The organism is Bacteroides sp. AM16-24, from assembly GCF_003471885.1.
Classification (GTDB): domain Bacteria; phylum Bacteroidota; class Bacteroidia; order Bacteroidales; family Bacteroidaceae; genus Bacteroides.
In genome coordinates this window covers 40578-59737 of the sequence record NZ_QRKI01000018.1, presented here as the reverse complement: position 1 = coordinate 59737, position 19160 = coordinate 40578, and the positions used below count along the sequence as shown (strand labels likewise).

The following is a 19160-nucleotide window of genomic DNA, read 5'->3' as shown; positions in this document are numbered from 1 at the left end:
TATATTGTTTTATTGTTATCTATTATATTGTTTAATGACCTCTTCGTAGATGCGGCGCACTTTCAATCCCACATCTTCCCACTTAATGGCATCCACTTCCTTCTTACCTTCGTCACGCAAGTATTCATAAAGGGCAGGATAAGTACAGATAGCATAAATCGCATCTGCCATAGCGTGAATATCCCAATAATCGGTCTTAATACATTTCTCTAAAATCTCGGCACAACCGGATTGTTTAGAGATAATGGTAGGTACACTACATTGCATAGCTTCCAAAGGAGAAATACCAAATGGTTCCGAAACAGAGGGCATGATGTACACATCACTCGCCTTCAACATTTCATACACTTGACTTCCTTTCATAAAACCGGGGAAATGGAAGCGGTCGGCAATACCGCGTTCAGCTACCAAACGAATCATCTGGTTCATCATATCACCATTACCCGCCATTACGAAACGGATGTTACGAGTACGGTGTAATACCATTGCAGCAGCTTCTACGAAATACTCAGGTCCTTTTTGCATAGTAATACGACCTAAGAAAGTCACCACCTTTTCATTCGGTTTCTTCTGCGGTACGATATCCTGTATTTCCTGCGGAAGCGGAGAAACTGCATTATGCACGGTAGATACCTTGCGTGGATCCTGGAAATACTTATGAATAACCGTTTGACGAGTCAGCTCGCTTACACACATAATGTGATCGGCATGATCCATTCCATTCTTCTCAATGGCATACACAGTGGGATTCACATTACCACGGCTACGGTCAAAGTCGGTGGCGTGCACATGGATTACCAACGGTTTGCCTGATACCTGTTTGGCATGAATACCTGCAGGATACGTCAACCAGTCATGTGAGTGGATGATCTCAAACTCTTGTTGACGTGCCACAACACCGGCTACAATAGAATAGTTATTGATCTCTTCGTGCAAGTTGGCCGGATAACGGCCGGAAAACTCGATACAACCGAGATCATTAGTATGCAAATAATTGAAATCGGCATAAATATGATCACGTAAATCATAATAGAGTTGGGGGTTCATATAAGAACCTACACGTCCCTGAACATAATCCCAGTTTACATCACGCCACACTACAGGAGTGCTATTCATGCCTATGATACGCAAGAAGCTCTGGTCTTCATCGCCCCACGGCCTTGGAATACAGAAAGTAATTTCCATATCTTCCTGCTGGGACATTCCCTTCGTCAGACCGTAGCTGGCAGTTCCCAAGCCACCTAAGATATGCGGGGGGAACTCCCATCCAAACATTAAAACTTTCATTTTCGTTCCTCCTCTTATAAATTATACTTAGACAACAATTTCAAGATGCGCAGTATTTCAGCCACATTCATAGCAAAAGATACTGCACCACGACCTCTGAACGGTGGATTACCATCAAAGAGTTCGGGGAGCGAACCAATACAATGACTCGTCATCTCATCTTCAAAACCAATCAGATAACGCTCCACGAATGATACACCGCTCATCTTGTAAATACGCAGGTACGCCTCCATATAGAAACCCATAAGCCAAGGCCAGGCTGTACCCTGGTGATAAGCATAATCTCTCTGAATCTGAGGACCAACATAATTAGGATTGTACCCCCCACTCTTCGGACTGAGAGTACGCAGACCTTTCGGAGTAAGCAACTCTTTCGTCACAATATCAAGCACTTGTTTTTTCTGTGCCCGGTCCAGCGGAGAATAATCAAAGGCAACGGTAAATATCATATTGGGACGGACGCTCCAGTCCATCATATATCCATCTACATAATCGAACAGATAACCACTCTCATTACGGAAAATCTCTACAAAGGACTTCCCGGTTATTTCAGCCTGGGCATCCAGTTCATCTGCCAGATGAACATTACCAGCTTCACGGACCAGATCGGCTATGAAGCGAAGTGCATTATACCACAAAGAGTTCACTTCCACAATGTATCCTGTACGTGGTGTTACTGGACGACCATTCACCGTAGAGTTCATCCAGGTAATAGCTTTCTCTGTTCCGTTGGCATATAGCAGACCATTTTCATGCAGGAAAAGATTATCATGCTTACGGCTACGGATGTAATCCATGATATCCTCCAGCAAACGGCCATATTTCTGGCGACATTGTTCACGAGAGGTTTCTTTAGCATATTGTTGCAATGCCCATATAGCCCATAACAATACATCGGGATCTTCCATTTCGTAGATCTTATAGCTGACGGGCTCACCATTGATAAACTCACGTATAGCCTTTTCAGCAGTTACCATAACATCTTCGAACTCATTCTGTTCATCTACTGCCAGCGTCAATCCAGGCAAAGATACAAACAGGTCGCGGGCACGACACTTGAACCAGGGATATCCGGCCAATACATAATGATCATTACCCTGCTTGTTATGGAACTGGTGGGCCGAGTTCTGCAGACAGTGATAAAAACTGTCGCGTGGCGTACGATCTTCCACTTCTGCTTCAAATGTCTGTTTCAACTTACGCGGAGAAATCTCAGAGATACCGGCAGAGAAAACAATACTCTCACCCTTCTTTATATCCACTTCGAAATATCCGGGAACATACAAATCTTCATTAAAACTATATCCACGTTCCTGTTCTTTAGGGTATTCGATACCACGATACCAGTCCGGCTGATAGTGAAACTCATTCTTCTTATTCAATTGCATGAAGAGCTCAGGATAACCGGGATACATACAAGTTTTTATACCATTTTCTATCAACTGATAGTCGCGGTTTGCCTGTGGATTTTCGTGCGTATATTCGCGTACACTACGAAATGCCAGGAAAGGGCGGAAACGAAGTGTGGTTGCCGAATGGGCATCTACCAAGGTATAACGAATTAAAATTCTGTTTTCATGGTGTACAAAGATCTTTTCTTTGCGGAGAATAACTCCTCCAACACGGTAAGTTGTCGCCGGGATATGTTCGCAATCAAATTCGCGGATATACTTATGTCCGTTCGGACTAAAGTGGTTTCCTTGATATTTATGCAACCCCAGGTTAAACTCCGCACCGTGCTGAATTACCGTTTCATCCAAAGAAGACAGCAGCACATGATTTTCATCGTCGAGATTGGGGACAGGAATCACCAATAGTCCATGATATTTGCGTGTGTTACAATCTACAATCGTTGTACAATGATAGGCTCCTGATTTATTTGTCCGGAGTATCTCCCTTGGTAAAGATTCTTCCAGATTGATCATCAGAGTCTTGTCAAATCGTAAATAACTCATAGTTGTGCATTATTTAAAGGTTAATTGTTCAGGCATCATGCTCCATACCTCGCCTACTATGTTTACGGGTATGGTAGTGATGCCCAAAAATACAAATTAAAGACAATACGCAAAATAAAAAGTTCATTTATTTTCGTTTTTTACTTAAATATTCGTAGCATTGTACCAAAATAACAGAAACCTGTACGAAACATGAAGCATGATATCCGCCGGATAGCTCTGGCAGCGGTTATACCGTTATTCCTTATTTTTATTCTTTACTTGCTAAAATTCCTTGAAGTCGGCATGGACTGGGATTTCAGGAGGTTAGGTGTATATCCTATGGAGCAAAGAGGAGTATTTGGTATCTTCGCACATCCGCTTGTACATGGCAGCTGGAAACATTTACTGGCAAATACATTACCGCTACTCTTTCTGATGTGGTGCTTGTTCTACTTTTACCGGCACATTGCCTCTTATATATTCTTTGCCATCTGGATAGGATGCGGTGCACTCACCTTTCTTATAGGTAAACCGGGATGGCACATCGGAGCCAGTGGAATCATTTACGGCCTTGCATTCTTTCTATTTTTCAGCGGCATTCTTCGAAAGCACGTTCCACTCATTGCGATTTCCTTATTAGTCACCTTTCTTTATGGCGGACTTATCTGGAATATGTTCCCGTTCTTTGCCAAAGAAACCACTTCCTGGGAAGGACATCTCAGCGGAGCGATAACCGGAACGATATGCGCCATAGCATTCATGGGGTATGGGCCTCAACGACCGGACCCGTTTGCAGATGAAAAAGAAGAAGAGGAAGAAGAGGAAGGAATACCCGATGAAGAGTCCGGAGAAGAAGAGGAGAAAGCTTTTTGACACGGTTGTCCCTCAACGAAATATCATTACTATTTATATCGTCCTCACACCTTTACTAAAGCCTCTTTTCTTTTTTACTAAATCTTCGGTCAGTTTTTAGTAAAAATCCACTGGAGTTTTACTAAAAATCGGATGAAGATTTACTAAAAATTGCTACCCCCCTTCAGAATACCCTCTGACGAGAGTTCAGCTACAGGAAATCCGGGAAACGGTCTGTTTCAACCCTATCAGAAAGAAATGAACACTTTTCCTTTTCCGTGACACCGCCTACGGATTGTATGTGTCCACGGGCACGTGCTTCATGACTATTTTTGCAATGCCTCCACCAGCAAGGTAATGTTTGCCATAAACAACCTCACCGAGATAGCCAACAGAATGATGCCGAAAAACTTACGGATAATATAGATGCCGCCCTTACCTAAAAAGCGTTCTACACGCCCTGTCATGCTAACGACAAAATATACCCATAACATATTCAACACCAAAGCAACGATAATATTAACACTGGCGTATTCCGCACGAAGGGAAAGTAATGTAGTGAAAGCACCTGCACCTGCCAGCAACGGGAAAACCAGCGGCACTAAAGTAGCCTCCTTAATCGGCCCCTGATTCTTGAATATCTCTATATCCAGAATCATCTCCAGAGACATCAGGAAAATAACGAATGCACCCGCAACGGCAAACGATTCAATATCCACATGAAATAACTTTAACATCATATCTCCTGCATAGAAGAAGCCTATCAATAACGCAAAAGATATCAACGTAGCCTTCAATGCGTTCACCTCTTTACCTTTTTCCTTCAAATTGATAATGATAGGAATAGAACCAATGATATCAATAACTGCGAATAGTACGATAAATGCACTGATCATTTGTTGTAAGTTAAATGCTGCAAACATGTGTCCCTCCTTTTTTTTGCAAAGATAATCGATTTTTATGCATTCCGCAAGATTTAATTACCTGAATGAATAGCACGTTTAAGAAATAATAAAAAAAACAAAAAGAGAGGCAAAGTGTTTACGGTAAATAGCTATTATGCCTACATTTGTTTTCAAACAAGAAGTTGATAAAGATATGGAAACGATGTATGACACCCTGCTCCAATTGCCACTATTTCAAGGACTCGCCCATGAGGACTTCACCAGTATATTGGGAAAAGTAAAATTACATTTCACCAAGCATAAGGCGGGCGAAATCTTAGTTAAAAAAGGTACAGCATGTGTACAGTTGGTATTTATCTTAAACGGGGAAATCGCTTCATCTACCTCATCTACAGATAATTCTTACACCTTTACAGAGTTCTTTCAGGCTCCTTACCTGATCGAGCCCCAATCCTTGTTCGGTATGAATACATCTTATGTATCTACTCACGTAGCCCATACAGAAGTGCATACCGTAACTATCAGTAAAGCGTTTGTGATGAACGATTTGTTCAGATACGAAATCTTCCGACTCAACTATATGAATATTATCAGTAACCGGGCACAAACCTGCTACAATCGTTTGTGGACGGAAGTTCCGGAAAGACTTGAAGCACGTATCACCGATTTTATACTCTCACACATTGAACGCCCCTCGGGAGAAAAGATACTGAAAATAAAGATGGAGGAACTTGCCAATGCTATTAATGACACACGCCTGAATGTATCGAAAGCATTGAATGGCATGCAGGAAAATGGCTTACTGGAGCTACACCGAGGCGAAATAGTGATTCCGGACTTAGAAAGATTGATCCCCTAAAAGTCTTTTTATAAGTATCAGAATATAAATTACGCGAATCATACAGAACTGATTTCTTTAAAGAATCAAAGAAAATATCTGTATGATTCGCGTAATTTATGTTCTAAAACCTTCTTTAGTTACCGTCCGGCTTTTCCACTTCCGTAAACGGAATGTCATTCCATTTAAAAGAGTCGCGATTATCCGGCTGTGACGGGTTATATCCCTGGTAATCTGCTCTCAGGAACTTCACAACAGGCAACCCGGCTTTCTTCATACCTTCAATTACACATTTAGCAATCTGATAGGCTCCATACGGATTAAAATGGGTATTATCCGCCAATGGTCTATCCTGTCCGGGATAAGTATTTGCCGGATAGTGCACAAAAGCATGTTTAGACTCCTCTACTCCCATAGCCTCATACAAGACACGTGTCATAGCATGCAGGTCTATTAAAGGTATATTTTCCTTTTCTGCCAACCAACGTACTGCATCGGGAAAATCCAAATGAGTGTTTTCTATCTTACCATTTTCATCAAAACGACGTCTTTGGGTAGGAGTTACCAATACAGGTTGAGCACCACGGGCACGAGCTTCATCTACAAAAGTTTTCAGACTTGTCATAAAAGAGTAAAAAGCACCCTTACCAGGGCCTTTCTGCTTTTGGTCGTTGTGCCCGAACTCCATAAAGATATAATCGCCCGGTTTCATTTGCGTCAGAGCTTTCTTTAAACGACCGGCACCAATGAAAGTATTGGCGGATTCGCCAGACTCAGCATAATTTGCAAAGCAAATGCTATCTGTAAAAAAGCGAGGTACCATCTGTCCCCAGCTGGCCCAAGGTTCATTATCCTGATCTACCACAGTAGAGTTACCACACAAGAAGATAGTAGGCACACTTTCCACACGCTCAATAATCAGCTCTGTTAACTGGGGAGCATCTCCGTTGAATTCTAAAGTCAGCTTATCGTCCCAGTTCAGTTTGCTACGCTCACGCGGCTTGATGCGCACGTCTTCTTTGTCGGAGATATGTATATCACGCTTATTTATAGTGAAGGAACAGGGTAGCAATTCCCCTTTTCTCGTTTTCACGTTCTCATAAAAGAGACGGCGTGATTCTCCTCGAAGCGTTGTTTCTCCGGCATTGCGTTTGCTGCCTACAATAGCTGTAACATGATAATTCCCATCCGGTACGGCTATAGAAAAGAAGAAAGGAGCCTTACTCTTTCCGTCAGGAGAAGGACACAAGTCATATCCATAGCCTTTTGCCTGATCATACCGGTCGGTAGATGTAACCTTAATATATCCGTCCTTCACTTTTTTACCAGAAGTAAAGTCGAACTTATAACTTTGTGCTCCCACACCGGAAGCAAACAAAAATCCTAAAATTAACAATGTAAAAATTCGTCTCATATTTCTTTCATTTTATGTTAGTTACTCAATTTATTATGCAAAGAAAAGGAACGACTTCACAGTCCCTCCTTCCCCCTAATTGACTTTTTAATCAATTATACTATAATCTATGAAATCTGTTACTAATTAATTTAATTTATACACTTCAGTCCCAGCCAACAGGAAGCAGCCGATACCATAATCCTCAAAATCAGGTATTTTATCATAAGTCACTGGCTGACCGTCTTTAGGTTCCTTTCCTGTTCCCTGTACATAGCCCAAACAACCGTTCGGATGAACAGCATCCTGTACCATTGCATTCCAAGCTTTTAACAATACGGGGAGGTATTCTTTCTTATCCAATAACCCATTGCGCACGCCCCAGGCCATTCCATAAACAAATAAAGCCGTACCACTCGTTTCTTTACCGCCAAAGTTTGTTTCATCATGCAAGCTCGCATTCCAGAAACCATCTTTACGCTGACATTTCTTGATTGCCTTACTCATAGCCAGGAAGTCATTGATGTAATCTGCACGATGTACCTCATTTGCCGGTAATTCTTCCAACACCCGCACCAATGCAGCATACGCCCAACCATTGCCGCGGCTCCAATAGCAATCTTCTCCATTCGGTTCTTTATAGGGCGGAACAAAGTCATGATCTCTCCACCACAGTCCATCTTTAGGGTTGAACAGACCATTCTTGGCATACTCGTTGCGGGTATAGCTATATAATTCCCACATCTTATCAGTATATTTCTGCTCTCCTGTCAACTTACCCAGTTTGGCATAAATAGGCATTGCCATTTGTATGGCATCTACCCACCACCAATCGTTTACCTGCGGAGTATTAACCACCATGTCGATATTAATCTTGATATTCTTAATCATCTCCGGATTGGGGCAAATATTATACAAATCGATATAAACTTGTCCGCAACACTGGTCATCGGCATTACGGGTAATATTCCCGTTGCGCATTCCCCATTTATGATAATCAGCCCACTGATAAGCATAATTATAATAATCTTCCCGTGGAAAAATAGAATGTAACGCCATCAATCCCTCATAATATACTCCCCGCGTCCAGATATTGCTGGGACGAATAATACCATTATAAGACGGCGTACGATAATCTGCATACTTCTTCATGAAGTAATCATTCACTTTTACCAAAGTTTTAAGTGTCTCTTTCCTGTCGGGTAATCCTTGTGCACTGACACTCCCGCAAATAAGACTCATAAAGAGGAAAACTCCTATCAATTTCTTTTTCATGATGTGGTTATTACTCATTAATACTGTTCTATATTTTAATCTACCTATTGTTTCACACTAATTATTGTACCCTTCACCATCCACGGTTATATTCCGGTACACCACTTTTTCGACATCATCTGTCACAAACAAAGGACGTTCATCCGGCTGTTTATAATGGAAATGTACATTATCCAGCGTCACTCCCTGTGCATGACGGATATAAAAACCTTTTGCCGGAATAGTACCAAACATCCATGGTTCCGGATAAGTCTTCTCATTCTCTGGCGGAATACGCTTACCATCTTCTACCGTATAGCCTCCCTGATGATAAATATGGATATTGCTGAAAGTTACATCCTCAATCCATGCTCCCGGCACTCCACTGATAATAGAAGAGTAACGTGAATCGGCATTGAATACATTGACATTACTGATAAGAATACGCTTCATTGAACCTACTGGAGTACCTTCGGGGCTACGCATACGTTTGCCAAGGCGCAGGAAGAAAGGGGCATTCACAATATCCCGCATTGTGATATTGCTGATAACAATATCTTCCAACTGACCGCCATCCACCGTTTCAAGGGCAAGACCGCGGCAACGCTCAAAGATACAGTTCGTAATAGCAATGTTTTTGAAGCCGCCACTGGATTCAGTGCCCAACTTTATACGTCCCGTTACATAGCCGTGATCGGGCGCCTGCGGTTCATCGCGCTGCCATGTGGCATCCAGCATCGTTCCACGATCGTAACCAGTAACATAGCAATCGGAAATCGTCACATTCTCCGTGTCCCTAAAACTTCCGAGGGCGTAGGATGCCTTCAATACAATAGCATCATCCCACGGACTGTTGACACTACATCCCATTATACGGACATTTTTACAGCAATCTATATCGAATCCGTCACGGTTGGTATCCACTTTCAGGTTGATAATACTCAAATTATCCACTCCGGTAGCCAACAAGGCAAAATGTCCGCAACGCAACATGGAGAAATCTTTCAGTGTGATATTTTTGCAAAGCTTCAGGCTGATAGCCTTATTTCCCACTCCCGACAAACGACTTTCTTCACGAGTCAGTCCACGGCCATAGATTAGTCCGGGACCGCTAATAGTCACATCTTCAATGCCGATTCCCCAGATCAGGGAGTTCTTCCAATGGCTATGACCAAAGTCCTGATAACGGTTATGTTCGTTCGGTTCAGCCTCATCATATCCACCCTCCGGAGTAGGCGATGCCGCTATGATGCGCGCACCCTGTTCCAGATAAAGATGAACATGGCTGGCAAGCCGTATGGAATAGCAGGCATATTCTCCCGCAGGGATATATACGGTACCGCCACCTTCACCGGCAGCCGCAGAGATGGCACGACTAATGGCAGGTGAATCAATAGTCACCCCGTCGGCCCTGGCTCCATAATCTTTCACATTATGGATGGACGCCTGCATCAACAGCACCCAGCAACAAACCGATATGAACACAACCAAACGTTTCATCTCTTATTTTCTTTTAGAAATAATTCCGGTAACATAAAGTAATTATAATCCGCCTTGGCATTCTGTTTATAGAAACAGAAGTAACAATTCTCTTGCGCAGTCCAGGAGTAGAAACCGGAAAGTACAGGAGCATCTGTTTTCTTTCCCGAATGATACAATTTTAGTGGGGTTTTCTGCTGATGGGCATCCGACAAGCGAAGTTCAGAACCAACAGGCATGATTCCCGAAATAACCCGCAACCCCATACTTTCGCCATAATATACAGTAACAGCGTTCTCTTCATCACTGAATACATTGTCCCGGCAAGCCCTGGGAAAGATTATATTTCCTTCTTTCGAAAGAGTTTCATCTTCATTGCAAGCTCCGAAAGCCCAACACAAAGATATATTTTCGGGTAAACGGGAGCCGGAAACCTCCATTACAAAACCCTTCGTATCTGCCAAAGGACATATTACCAACCTAACTTCACCCTTTCCCAACAATGCATCCTTTATGGTATATATCCGGTCTCCCGTTTTCTTCAAATTACATTCATCCAACCAACGGCTTTCATCACCTGCTACTATTCCGAGTCGGAAAGTACCCGCCCCTTTAGACAAACAGAAAGGAAGCACCTGTGCTTTCACTTCCATCAGCGCAAGGACTAACAATAATAATATCGTGATGCCTCTTCTCATAGTATCTAGTATTCCGTTACATTAATTCATGCTGCGAAAATAGGCCATTTCACAGTTTCAATAAATGGAAACATGTACATTTACATGGAAATTCATCTAAAAAAGTCCTATTTTGCAGGAAATTGCATTATTTTCCATAGGCTCTTTTTCCTGAGTCACTTATCTTTGCGTACATATAAATCCAACAAGAAAAACATCCATGAAAAAGCAAATCTTCACCCTACTTTGTGCATGCCTGATGAGCGGAATGCTCTTTGCACAATCAACATGGTTCAATGACAAAAACCTCACCCTGACCGGTGTTTACTACTATCCCGAGCATTGGGACGAAAGCCAATGGGAACGTGACTTCAAGCAGATGCATGACTTAGGTTTTGAGTTCACCCACTTTGCCGAGTTTGCCTGGGCGCAACTGGAACCGGAAGAGGGTAAATATGACTTCGCCTGGCTGGACAAGGCAATCGCTTTGGCAGACAAGTACAAACTAAAAGTAGTGATGTGTACTTCTACCGCTACCCCACCCGTCTGGTTAAGTCGCAAATATCCTGAAATCCTGATTAAGTATGAAGATGGTACAGTCCTCGACCACGGTGCCCGCCAACATGCATCATTCGCCTCTCCACGATATCGGGAGCTCGCCTACAAGATGATAGAAAAGTTGGCACAACATTACGGCAATGATCCACGCATCATAGGCTGGCAGCTTGATAACGAGCCTGCCGTACAGTTCGATTATAATGAGGCGGCAGAAGTAGCATTCCGCAACTTCCTGAAAAACAAGTATCACAATACTATCAAAGAACTGAATGATGCCTGGGGCACTGCTTTCTGGAGTGAAGTTTATTCTAACTTTGACGAAATCACCCTCCCCAAGACTGCCCAGATGTTTATGAATCATCATCAAATACTGGATTACCGACGCTTTGCCGCCGAACAAACCAATGACTTTCTGAACGAACAATGCCTGCTGATTAAGAAGCATGCCCGCAACCAATGGGTTACCACCAATTATATCCCCAACTATGATGAAGGCCATATTGGTGGAAGTCCCGACCTGGATTTCGTAAGCTATACTCGCTACATGGTTTATGGCGATAACGAAGGCATCGGACGTCGCGGATATCGGGTGGGAAATCCGTTACGCATTGCCTTTGCCAACGATTTCTTCCGCCCCGTACAAGGAACTTACGGAGTAATGGAACTGCAACCGGGACAAGTAAATTGGGGAGGTATTAATCCACAACCACTTCCCGGCGCTGTCCGCCTGTGGCTCTGGAGTGTATTTGCAGGAGGAAGCGATTTCATTTGTACGTACCGTTACCGCCAACCGCTTTACGGAACAGAGCAGTATCATTACGGAATTGCCAACACAGACGGCACTACCATCACCCCCGGAGGACATGAATTCGAACAATTCATCAAAGAAGTGAAACAATTGCGTACACAAGCAAAAGCACGTGATGTGAAACCCGCTGATTACCAAGCCCGTCGCACCGCCATACTTTTCAATCACGAAAATGCATGGAGCATCGAACGCCAGAAGCAGAACCGTACCTGGAACACGATGGCACACATCAACAAGTATTACCGTACGCTAAAAAGCTTCGGCTCTCCGGTCGATATTATTAATGAAAGCAAAGACCTGTCACAGTATCCGGTAGTCATTGCTCCTGCCTATCAGATGGCAGACAAAGCATTGGTAGACCGTTGGACTGAATACGTAAAGAATGGCGGTAATCTGGTACTAACCTGCCGTACAGCACAGAAAGACCGTTACGGCCGTCTGCCCGAAGCACCTTTCGGTTCACAGATCTATGATTTGACGGGAAATGAAATAGAGTTTTACGACCTTCTGCTCCCCGAAGAACCGGGAAAGTTTGTTATGGATGGCAAAGAATACCCCTGGAATACCTGGGGAGAGATACTGAAACCAAGTAAGGATTGCCAGACCTGGGGAAAGTATATCGAAGAATTTTATGAAGGAAAACCGGCCATTACTACCCGCAAACTTGGTAAAGGCACTATCACTTATGTAGGAATCGACAGCACAGACGGAACCTTAGAAAGAGATGTGCTCAAAAAGCTCTATGCAAAACTGAATATATCTGTAATGGATCTGCCGTATGGAGTAACGATGGAATATCGCAACGGTTTGGGAATAGTTCTCAATTATGGCGACAAGCCCTATCACTTCAATCTTCCTGAAGGAGCCAAAACTTTGATAGGAACAACAGATATTCCGACGGCAGGAGTACTGGTATTCGCAACAAAGCAATAGTTCAAAACCGGCATCTATTTATACACAATAAGTATCATGAGAAAGAAACTATTATTTATCATCTTCTGCCTGTCCGCTCTCACGGGATTCGCACAGACAGCAAACACTCACTCGCAAGCGGATGATCTGAAAGGAAAACGTATCGGAGTCATTGGTGACAGTTATGTGAAGAACCACAAAGAACCTGTTGAAAATACCTGGCACTATGCGTTTGCTCAAAAACATGGCATGGAATACTTCAATTATGGCAGGAATGGGAATAGTATTGCTTATTCCAGCCCGCGCTGGGGCGAGGCCATGTACATAAGATATAAAGAGATGACAGACAGCCTCGACTATGTTATCGTAATCGGAGGACACAACGATGCTTTCAAGCTTGATTCCATCGGAGGAATAGATAATTTCAAAGCTAAGCTGGAAATACTCTGCAAAGGCCTCGTAGAGAAATATCCCACAGCCAAAATCTTTTTCTTTACCCGATGGAACTGTAAGAACTTTAAGGAAAGTGACTCCGAGAAAGTGGTAGACGCCATGGTTGAAGTCTGCGGTAATTACAGCATTCCCATCTTTGATTGCGCCAGGAAGGGAGGTATCTATGCCGACAATGACACTTTCAGAAGAATATATTTTCAGGGAGAGAAGGACACGGCACATCTGAATGCAAAAGGTCATGTCCGCTTCCTGAAAGTAGCGGAGAACTTTATATTACAGTATTGAAGCCACTGTGGGCTCTTTGACCGGAACACCTAGCTGTTTCCTTTTTTCATCTTTATCGTAAGTAGCAGTTCAAAATTGGTTTGATACATATAACTCGTTTTCGCATCATGTTTTGTTATTTGAAGATGCTCAGTGGAGCCATCCAGTAAGTGTAAAATCAAGATCATGTCAAGTAAACAAGAAAAGGGTTGCCTCATCTGCCTACAGAGGACAACCCTTTACAAATCAACAAAACTATATTATCCTATACCCTAAATTAATACCCCGGATTCTGCATATCCTTCTTTTCTTGATCTGTCAGTGGTTCACCATTGTCATTAGTCAAGCCATCAAGGAACGACTGAGGAATAGGACGCAGGTTATGATGTTCTTGAATATAGAGTGTTTCAGGATTGAAAAGTTTGGCACGCTTATAAAGAGTCTTCGTGCGGCTCAGTTCATCCCAGCGATTCCACTCACCCAATAATTCACGAGTACGTTCGTTCAGAATAAAATTAACCTTACCTTCTAGTGTATTAACACTCAGTCCCATTCCGTTCAATACAGCTTGGTCTTCTGCAGGGAGGTTGTTCCAACTGGAGATTTGAAGGCTAGATGCATTCCACGATTCACTTTCTACCGGACGTTCCACACCCGTAGAAAGTACATAAGAATTCTTCTGGATAAACGAATATTCAAATGCCTGCTGATTCGTCAACTTAGCGCCATTGGCATCTTTGTTACCTTTTGCACAATTGCCTGAAGCTGTTGAGTTACTCTTGAAAGCAATAGTACCATCTACATAATATTCACGGTCTTCACCGGCTTTCCATTCAGCACGTTTGCGCAGCAAGTTAATAGTAGCCAATGCGCCTGCATCATCACCATTACGTACTTGACATTCAGCTTTCACAAGGTAGGTCTCACCAACACGAGCCATCGTTACATCTCGGTGTGCATCCCCCTTTTCACCGGTACGGCTACCATCGGCTGTTTTGTTAATACCACAGAACATATTAGAACGATTGGCTGCCGATGTACCGTAAGTATTCATCACATATTGACCTTCAGCATAAACCGGGGCTACATTGGGTACCCATTTACCCGTTTCAGGATTGACAAATGTATGCTTAATAGCCGCACGACCAAACTCATCCTTACGAAAGCGTGTGTCATCCTTCTTATTCAACAAGAAGAGAACTCCTTGATCGCCAAATGTGGGCGCATTTTCAGCTTTAACATAATCGGGCGTTGCTACGTTATTGCAAATACCATAAACCGTTTTAAAGGTTTTCCACATACGAGAATCATTCACATTATCAAACACAGCATAAGTATATTCTGTAGGACGGCAACGCTGGAACTCCATGTCGCCGATATACTGACCACGGGGAACATAGCCACCTGAATAAGTGTTGTACTGCGAAGAGAAATAATTATAGGTACGATTTCCGTAACGGCCAACAGTAGTCGAAGCATCGTTATGCAAAGCCGACATCAAGATTTCTTTCGACTTTTCAATATTACAGTCCACCCCTGTCCAGTTGGAATACAAATTATTATAATCTTTTTCCAAGCCACGCGCATCAATGACTTCATCACAGAGCCGGATGGCACGGTCAAGATCGGTCTTTGCAGGATAATTACTCTTCCAAGTGCAACGCTCGCTTTGGCGATAGAGTAGAGCTTTAGCCAAGAAATGGGCAGCCGTATATTTAGTCCACGTACCAGCACCACGCCAATCGTCTGTACGAAGCAAATCATACGCTTTCTGCAAGTCATCAATGACTTGATTCAGTACATCTTCACCACTAGACAGCTTGAAGTTACGTGGAACGCCTGCACTTACATCAATAGGTTCCAGTTGTAATGGGCAACGCTCGTATTGGCAGAACAGACGATAATAGTTGTATCCACGCAAGAAATAAGCTTCCCCCAAGGCTGAATTGCGATCCTGTTCACTGGCTATGAGAGGAGCTTTTTGCAACAGTAGATTACACGTTGCAATACCAAAATACAATTCGTTCCACAAATCTGCAGGCGAAGGATGGTTTCGACGCGACGATCCTGCCGGATTCATTTCAGCCGTATTATAGTCCATCCATCCAAGCGAAGTTTCGTCTGATCCCATTGAAAATTCATCACAACCATAAAGTGTAATGGCATAAGCCCATTCGTATCCAAAGTGCCAACGCAGGTTACCATAAAGACCGGCAGCCATGGCCAATGCGCCCGCACCAGTTTCAAGCAAAGCATCCGTAGTAGTATGGTTTGCATTTTCTTTCAGGAAGTCATCACCGCATGAGGTCGTACCAAACATTATTGAAGCGGCAAGAATACCCGATAATATTTTATTAGTATTTTTCATATTCGTTTTTTTGTTTAATGATTAATGATTAGAAACCTACATTCAAGCCAAACGTAACACCACGATTGTAATAAGACGTACCGAGATCGAGGTCAATGTAATCAATAGATGAATAGATGTCACCCAGATTACGTCCTTGTACATATACTTTCAATGAATTGATACCTATCTTTTTACAAATGTTTTGCGGGATGTTGTACCCCAAAGAAATATTACGCAGTTTCAGGAAGGAAGCATCCTTATAGCCCAACAGACCGGCATAAGAGTCACCCGAACCGTAGATAGGCATCTGCCATTCGGCATTCGGATTATCCGGTGTCCAATAGTCTATTTCACGCTGCTGGAACTGACCGGCCTGTGCCTCGCCTCCTGTCGAAATCATGTAACCGAAACGACCGTACAATTCAATTCCCAATTCAACACCTTTCCAAGTAAAATAGTTACTCCAGCCCAACGTCCAGCGTGGGGTCTTATTACCCAAAATTATCTTATCATCGTTGGCATCAAGCTGGTAGTCTCCATTCTGATCTACCGGCTTCACCATGCCGACCTTGAATTTGCTTCCCTTCTCATTCCACTTAGCCATTTCCGCCGCATCTGATTCTTTCCAGATACCATCGGCAGCATAATCATAAAAGACTCCTATAGATTGACCAATGAACCATGTGTTGTCAATCATATCATTCTTGCCATTAGCCAGTTCAACAATCTCTTCTTTCTGATAAGCTGCATTGAGAGATGATACCCATTCAAAATCCTCAGTACGGATGGGAGTTACATTCAACGAAATGTCCACACCGAAGTTCTTTGTCTGCCCGATATTCTGCATTGTAGAAGGATACCCTGTCAGAGTAGGAATATTTACGGACATCAACAAATCTTTCGTCTTGGAGTGATAAACGTCTATCGTACCATTGATACGGTTACTTAAGAATCCGAAATCAATACCATAGTTCCACTGTGTAGTTTTCTCCCACGACAGGTCTCTATTAGCCATCGAATTGGCTTTCTTACTCATATCTACATAGTAAGGCTCATTAGTCACAAAAATCATTTGGTTACCCGTCGAAAATGGCATCCAACCTGTAAAGATTCCACCCAATGTACCATAAGGGCTGACGGAAGAGTTACCCGTTGTACCTACACCAATACGCAGTTTCAAATTGTCAATCCAAGTAATGTCTTGCATAAACTCTTCCTGGTTAATGCGCCAACCAAGGGCGGCTGACGGGAAAAAATCCCATTTATTGCCTGCCGCCAGTACTGACGAACCGTCGTAACGTCCTGATACAGTCAAAAGATAGCGATCATTGAACGAATAGTTTATACGAGCCATGTAGGATGCCATCTGGCTTTCGGTCAAACCGGTACCCATGCCTGCTTTGTAACGGGATTGTGTAACATCAACAATCCCCATGTTATTCCATAGCATTTCGGGAACAAGGATATCAGATGCACTCATTGAACCGCTTTCATGGTTATTCTTTGAAGCTGTCTGCAACAATGTCACGCCGATGTTGTGCTTGCCAAACTGGCGGTTATAGAGAATCATATTGTCCAGCGTCCAGGAAAAATAACGGTTAGACCCCCAACTGGCATAATTCGTTGAACCGGCAAGGGATGCCGATGAACTGTCGCGGAAGATACCATTGCGATTGTAACGAAAATCAGGACCAAAAGCAAACTTATAGCTCAAACCTTCCAACGGTTTCCACATCTTACCGAAATCCAATTGTGCGTAGAAACTAGCCAATGCACGATAATTTTCACGATCATCGTTCACCTTCTTCCATTCATCCACTACCGTATAAGTACGTGATTCGGTATGCGGCGTAGCAATCACATTTCCTTCATCATCGTATGGTACAGCATAACGAGGAATGGATTTGGCCAGTCCGTAAATATCACCGGGGCCGTTATTCGTACCGGCCATACGATCCACACCATACTGTTGGTCTGCAAACGACATATTAATCGATGCTCCTATTTTAATCCAAGGTTTCGGTGTAATATCTACAGTTGCAGCCAGATTAAAACGCTCATATTCCTGTCCTTTCTGCGTACCTTTGTTATTTAAATAGCCGAAAGAGAAAGATCCTTGCAGATTCTCACTACCACCAGTGGCGCTCAATGTATGCTCATGGGTGATACCTGTACGCGTTACGATGCCTGTCCAGTCGGTATTGCTTACTTTGGAACCATCCCAAGAGTTACCTTCCCAGCCTTTGTTTACATTTTTCAAAGCATAGGTGTCACCCGCAAAGATTTTTTGGTCGTTCTCATAAGTAGGCGCATTACCAGGAGCGTAAACCTCTGGGTTATTGTTGTAGTACGCCCAGCGCTTCCAAGTAATGTAATCACTGGCACTCATCACAGGCGACTTATCTTCTATAGTTTCCATAGTGACCGTTCCAGAGTAATTTAAGGCAAATTGTCCCACTTTACCGCGTTTAGTAGTGACAAGCACAACACCATTGGCACCACGCGAACCATAAATAGCCGTAGAAGAAGCATCCTTCAAAATGTCAATCGACTCAATGTCACGCGGATTTAGTGTCTCGATCCCCCCTGCACTCAAAGGAACACCATCCACGACATAAAGCGGAGTATTACTGGCATTCAATGAACGATTACCACGGATACGAATAGAACCTACAGAACCCGGACGCTGACTGGAAGTAATATCCACACCTGCCGCCTTGCCTTGTAATGCCTCAAAAGCATTGCTTACGGGCTTTGCATTCAGTTCCTTACTTCCTACGCGTGTCAAAGCACCCGTCACGTCACTCTTCTTCTGAACGCCGTAACCTACTACCACTACTTCATCCAACATTGCATTATCTTCCTGCAATGTCACCTGGAAATTTGTTTTTCCTGCAACAGAAATTTCTTGGTCTTTATAACCTATAAAAGAAATAGAAATCGTACCATTGTTAGGTACATTGGAAAGAGTAAATCGACCATCCAAGTCAGTAATCACACCATTAGTAGTGCCTTTAACCAGAACATTGGCACCAATAACCGGTTCACCGGTTTGATCAATTACAGTACCCGAAACGGTTTTGCTTTGTGCGGCGGCTCCTATAGCCAATACCGAGAACAAAGCCACGAGAAACAGCCGTTGGAGTTTACCCAGACGACTCAACAGACTTAAATTCTTGCTGTTTTTCATACT

13 protein-coding genes are annotated in these 19160 nt (G+C 43.1%); 4 read left to right on the top strand and 9 right to left on the bottom strand.

Annotation, left to right across the window (positions count from 1 at the left end):
- Window positions 1–15: 15 nt before the first annotated feature.
- Together DW182_RS18015 and DW182_RS18010 are read right to left on the bottom strand one after the other, a co-directional pair.
- The gene (locus DW182_RS18015) at window positions 16–1287 is read right to left on the bottom strand and encodes a glycosyltransferase family 4 protein (RefSeq protein WP_007666504.1); all 1272 of its coding nucleotides are present in this window, start codon (window positions 1285–1287) and stop codon (window positions 16–18) included.
- 14 nt (window positions 1288–1301) lie between these two features.
- On the bottom strand, window positions 1302–3242 hold the full coding sequence (locus DW182_RS18010; protein WP_117706764.1) for a glycogen debranching enzyme N-terminal domain-containing protein: 1941 nt from the start codon (window positions 3240–3242) through the stop codon (window positions 1302–1304).
- A gap of 192 nt (window positions 3243–3434) precedes the next feature.
- Between DW182_RS18010 and DW182_RS18005 the strand changes: the two genes are divergently transcribed.
- Window positions 3435–4097: a rhomboid family intramembrane serine protease gene (locus tag DW182_RS18005; protein WP_117706766.1), complete on the top strand. Its 663-nt coding sequence runs from the start codon at window positions 3435–3437 to the stop codon at window positions 4095–4097.
- A 305-nt stretch (window positions 4098–4402) separates the two neighbouring features.
- Here the strand turns inward: DW182_RS18005 and DW182_RS18000 are convergent, their stop codons facing one another.
- Window positions 4403–4999 carry a MarC family protein gene (locus DW182_RS18000; protein ID WP_117706768.1) on the bottom strand — a complete coding sequence of 199 codons (597 nt, stop codon included), beginning with the start codon at window positions 4997–4999 and terminating at the stop codon, window positions 4403–4405.
- A 175-nt stretch (window positions 5000–5174) separates the two neighbouring features.
- On the opposite strand from DW182_RS18000, the gene DW182_RS17995 reads away from it, so the two are divergent.
- Window positions 5175–5840 carry a Crp/Fnr family transcriptional regulator gene (locus DW182_RS17995; RefSeq protein WP_117706798.1) on the top strand — a complete coding sequence of 222 codons (666 nt, stop codon included), beginning with the start codon at window positions 5175–5177 and terminating at the stop codon, window positions 5838–5840.
- Window positions 5841–5955: 115 nt separating this feature from the next.
- Here the strand turns inward: DW182_RS17995 and DW182_RS17990 are convergent, their stop codons facing one another.
- From DW182_RS17990 to DW182_RS17975, 4 genes are all read right to left on the bottom strand, one after another.
- A complete protein-coding gene (locus DW182_RS17990) occupies window positions 5956–7233 on the bottom strand; it encodes a rhamnogalacturonan acetylesterase (RefSeq protein WP_118296399.1) in 1278 nt (425 codons plus the stop codon).
- Between the two features lie 126 nt (window positions 7234–7359).
- Entirely contained in the window at window positions 7360–8487 is a 1128-nt protein-coding gene (locus DW182_RS17985; RefSeq protein ID WP_117706800.1) for a glycoside hydrolase family 88 protein, read from the bottom strand.
- Window positions 8488–8544: 57 nt separating this feature from the next.
- Window positions 8545–9966, bottom strand: a complete 1422-nt coding sequence (locus DW182_RS17980) for a glycoside hydrolase family 28 protein (protein ID WP_118296398.1) — start codon at window positions 9964–9966, stop codon at window positions 8545–8547.
- Window positions 9963–10643 (bottom strand): DUF4450 domain-containing protein, encoded by a 681-nt coding sequence (locus tag DW182_RS17975; RefSeq protein WP_118296397.1) that lies wholly within the window; start codon window positions 10641–10643, stop codon window positions 9963–9965. The genes DW182_RS17980 and DW182_RS17975 overlap by 4 nt, the downstream gene beginning before the upstream one ends.
- A gap of 238 nt (window positions 10644–10881) precedes the next feature.
- Between DW182_RS17975 and DW182_RS17970 the strand changes: the two genes are divergently transcribed.
- Together DW182_RS17970 and DW182_RS17965 are read left to right on the top strand one after the other, a co-directional pair.
- Complete coding sequence (locus DW182_RS17970; protein WP_370449828.1) at window positions 10882–12921, top strand: beta-galactosidase; 2040 nt, start codon at window positions 10882–10884, stop codon at window positions 12919–12921.
- Window positions 12922–12957: 36 nt separating this feature from the next.
- Entirely contained in the window at window positions 12958–13638 is a 681-nt protein-coding gene (locus DW182_RS17965; RefSeq protein ID WP_199678620.1) for an SGNH/GDSL hydrolase family protein, read from the top strand.
- 256 nt (window positions 13639–13894) lie between these two features.
- Here the strand turns inward: DW182_RS17965 and DW182_RS17960 are convergent, their stop codons facing one another.
- Together DW182_RS17960 and DW182_RS17955 are read right to left on the bottom strand one after the other, a co-directional pair.
- Window positions 13895–15985 carry a RagB/SusD family nutrient uptake outer membrane protein gene (locus DW182_RS17960; RefSeq protein WP_007666539.1) on the bottom strand — a complete coding sequence of 697 codons (2091 nt, stop codon included), beginning with the start codon at window positions 15983–15985 and terminating at the stop codon, window positions 13895–13897.
- Window positions 15986–16013: 28 nt separating this feature from the next.
- Window positions 16014–19157, bottom strand: coding sequence for a TonB-dependent receptor (locus DW182_RS17955; RefSeq protein ID WP_115502570.1), 3144 nt, complete (start codon window positions 19155–19157; stop codon window positions 16014–16016).
- Between the last annotated feature and the right edge of the window lie 3 nt (window positions 19158–19160).

What these genes read in the sequence shown, in the direction of transcription:
- DW182_RS18015 (WP_007666504.1), bottom strand. Translation starts at nt 1,287, where the DNA reads ATGAAAGTTTTAATGTTTGGATGGGAGTTCCCCCCGCATATCTTAGGT.
- DW182_RS18010 (WP_117706764.1), bottom strand. Translation starts at nt 3,242, where the DNA reads ATGAGTTATTTACGATTTGACAAGACTCTGATGATCAATCTGGAAGAA.
- DW182_RS18005 (WP_117706766.1), top strand. Translation starts at nt 3,435, where the DNA reads ATGAAGCATGATATCCGCCGGATAGCTCTGGCAGCGGTTATACCGTTA.
- DW182_RS18000 (WP_117706768.1), bottom strand. Translation starts at nt 4,999, where the DNA reads ATGTTTGCAGCATTTAACTTACAACAAATGATCAGTGCATTTATCGTA.
- DW182_RS17995 (WP_117706798.1), top strand. Translation starts at nt 5,175, where the DNA reads ATGGAAACGATGTATGACACCCTGCTCCAATTGCCACTATTTCAAGGA.
- DW182_RS17990 (WP_118296399.1), bottom strand. Translation starts at nt 7,233, where the DNA reads ATGAGACGAATTTTTACATTGTTAATTTTAGGATTTTTGTTTGCTTCC.
- DW182_RS17985 (WP_117706800.1), bottom strand. Translation starts at nt 8,487, where the DNA reads ATGAAAAAGAAATTGATAGGAGTTTTCCTCTTTATGAGTCTTATTTGC.
- DW182_RS17980 (WP_118296398.1), bottom strand. Translation starts at nt 9,966, where the DNA reads ATGAAACGTTTGGTTGTGTTCATATCGGTTTGTTGCTGGGTGCTGTTG.
- DW182_RS17975 (WP_118296397.1), bottom strand. Translation starts at nt 10,643, where the DNA reads ATGAGAAGAGGCATCACGATATTATTATTGTTAGTCCTTGCGCTGATG.
- DW182_RS17970 (WP_370449828.1), top strand. Translation starts at nt 10,882, where the DNA reads ATGAGCGGAATGCTCTTTGCACAATCAACATGGTTCAATGACAAAAAC.
- DW182_RS17965 (WP_199678620.1), top strand. Translation starts at nt 12,958, where the DNA reads ATGAGAAAGAAACTATTATTTATCATCTTCTGCCTGTCCGCTCTCACG.
- DW182_RS17960 (WP_007666539.1), bottom strand. Translation starts at nt 15,985, where the DNA reads ATGAAAAATACTAATAAAATATTATCGGGTATTCTTGCCGCTTCAATA.
- DW182_RS17955 (WP_115502570.1), bottom strand. Translation starts at nt 19,157, where the DNA reads ATGAAAAACAGCAAGAATTTAAGTCTGTTGAGTCGTCTGGGTAAACTC.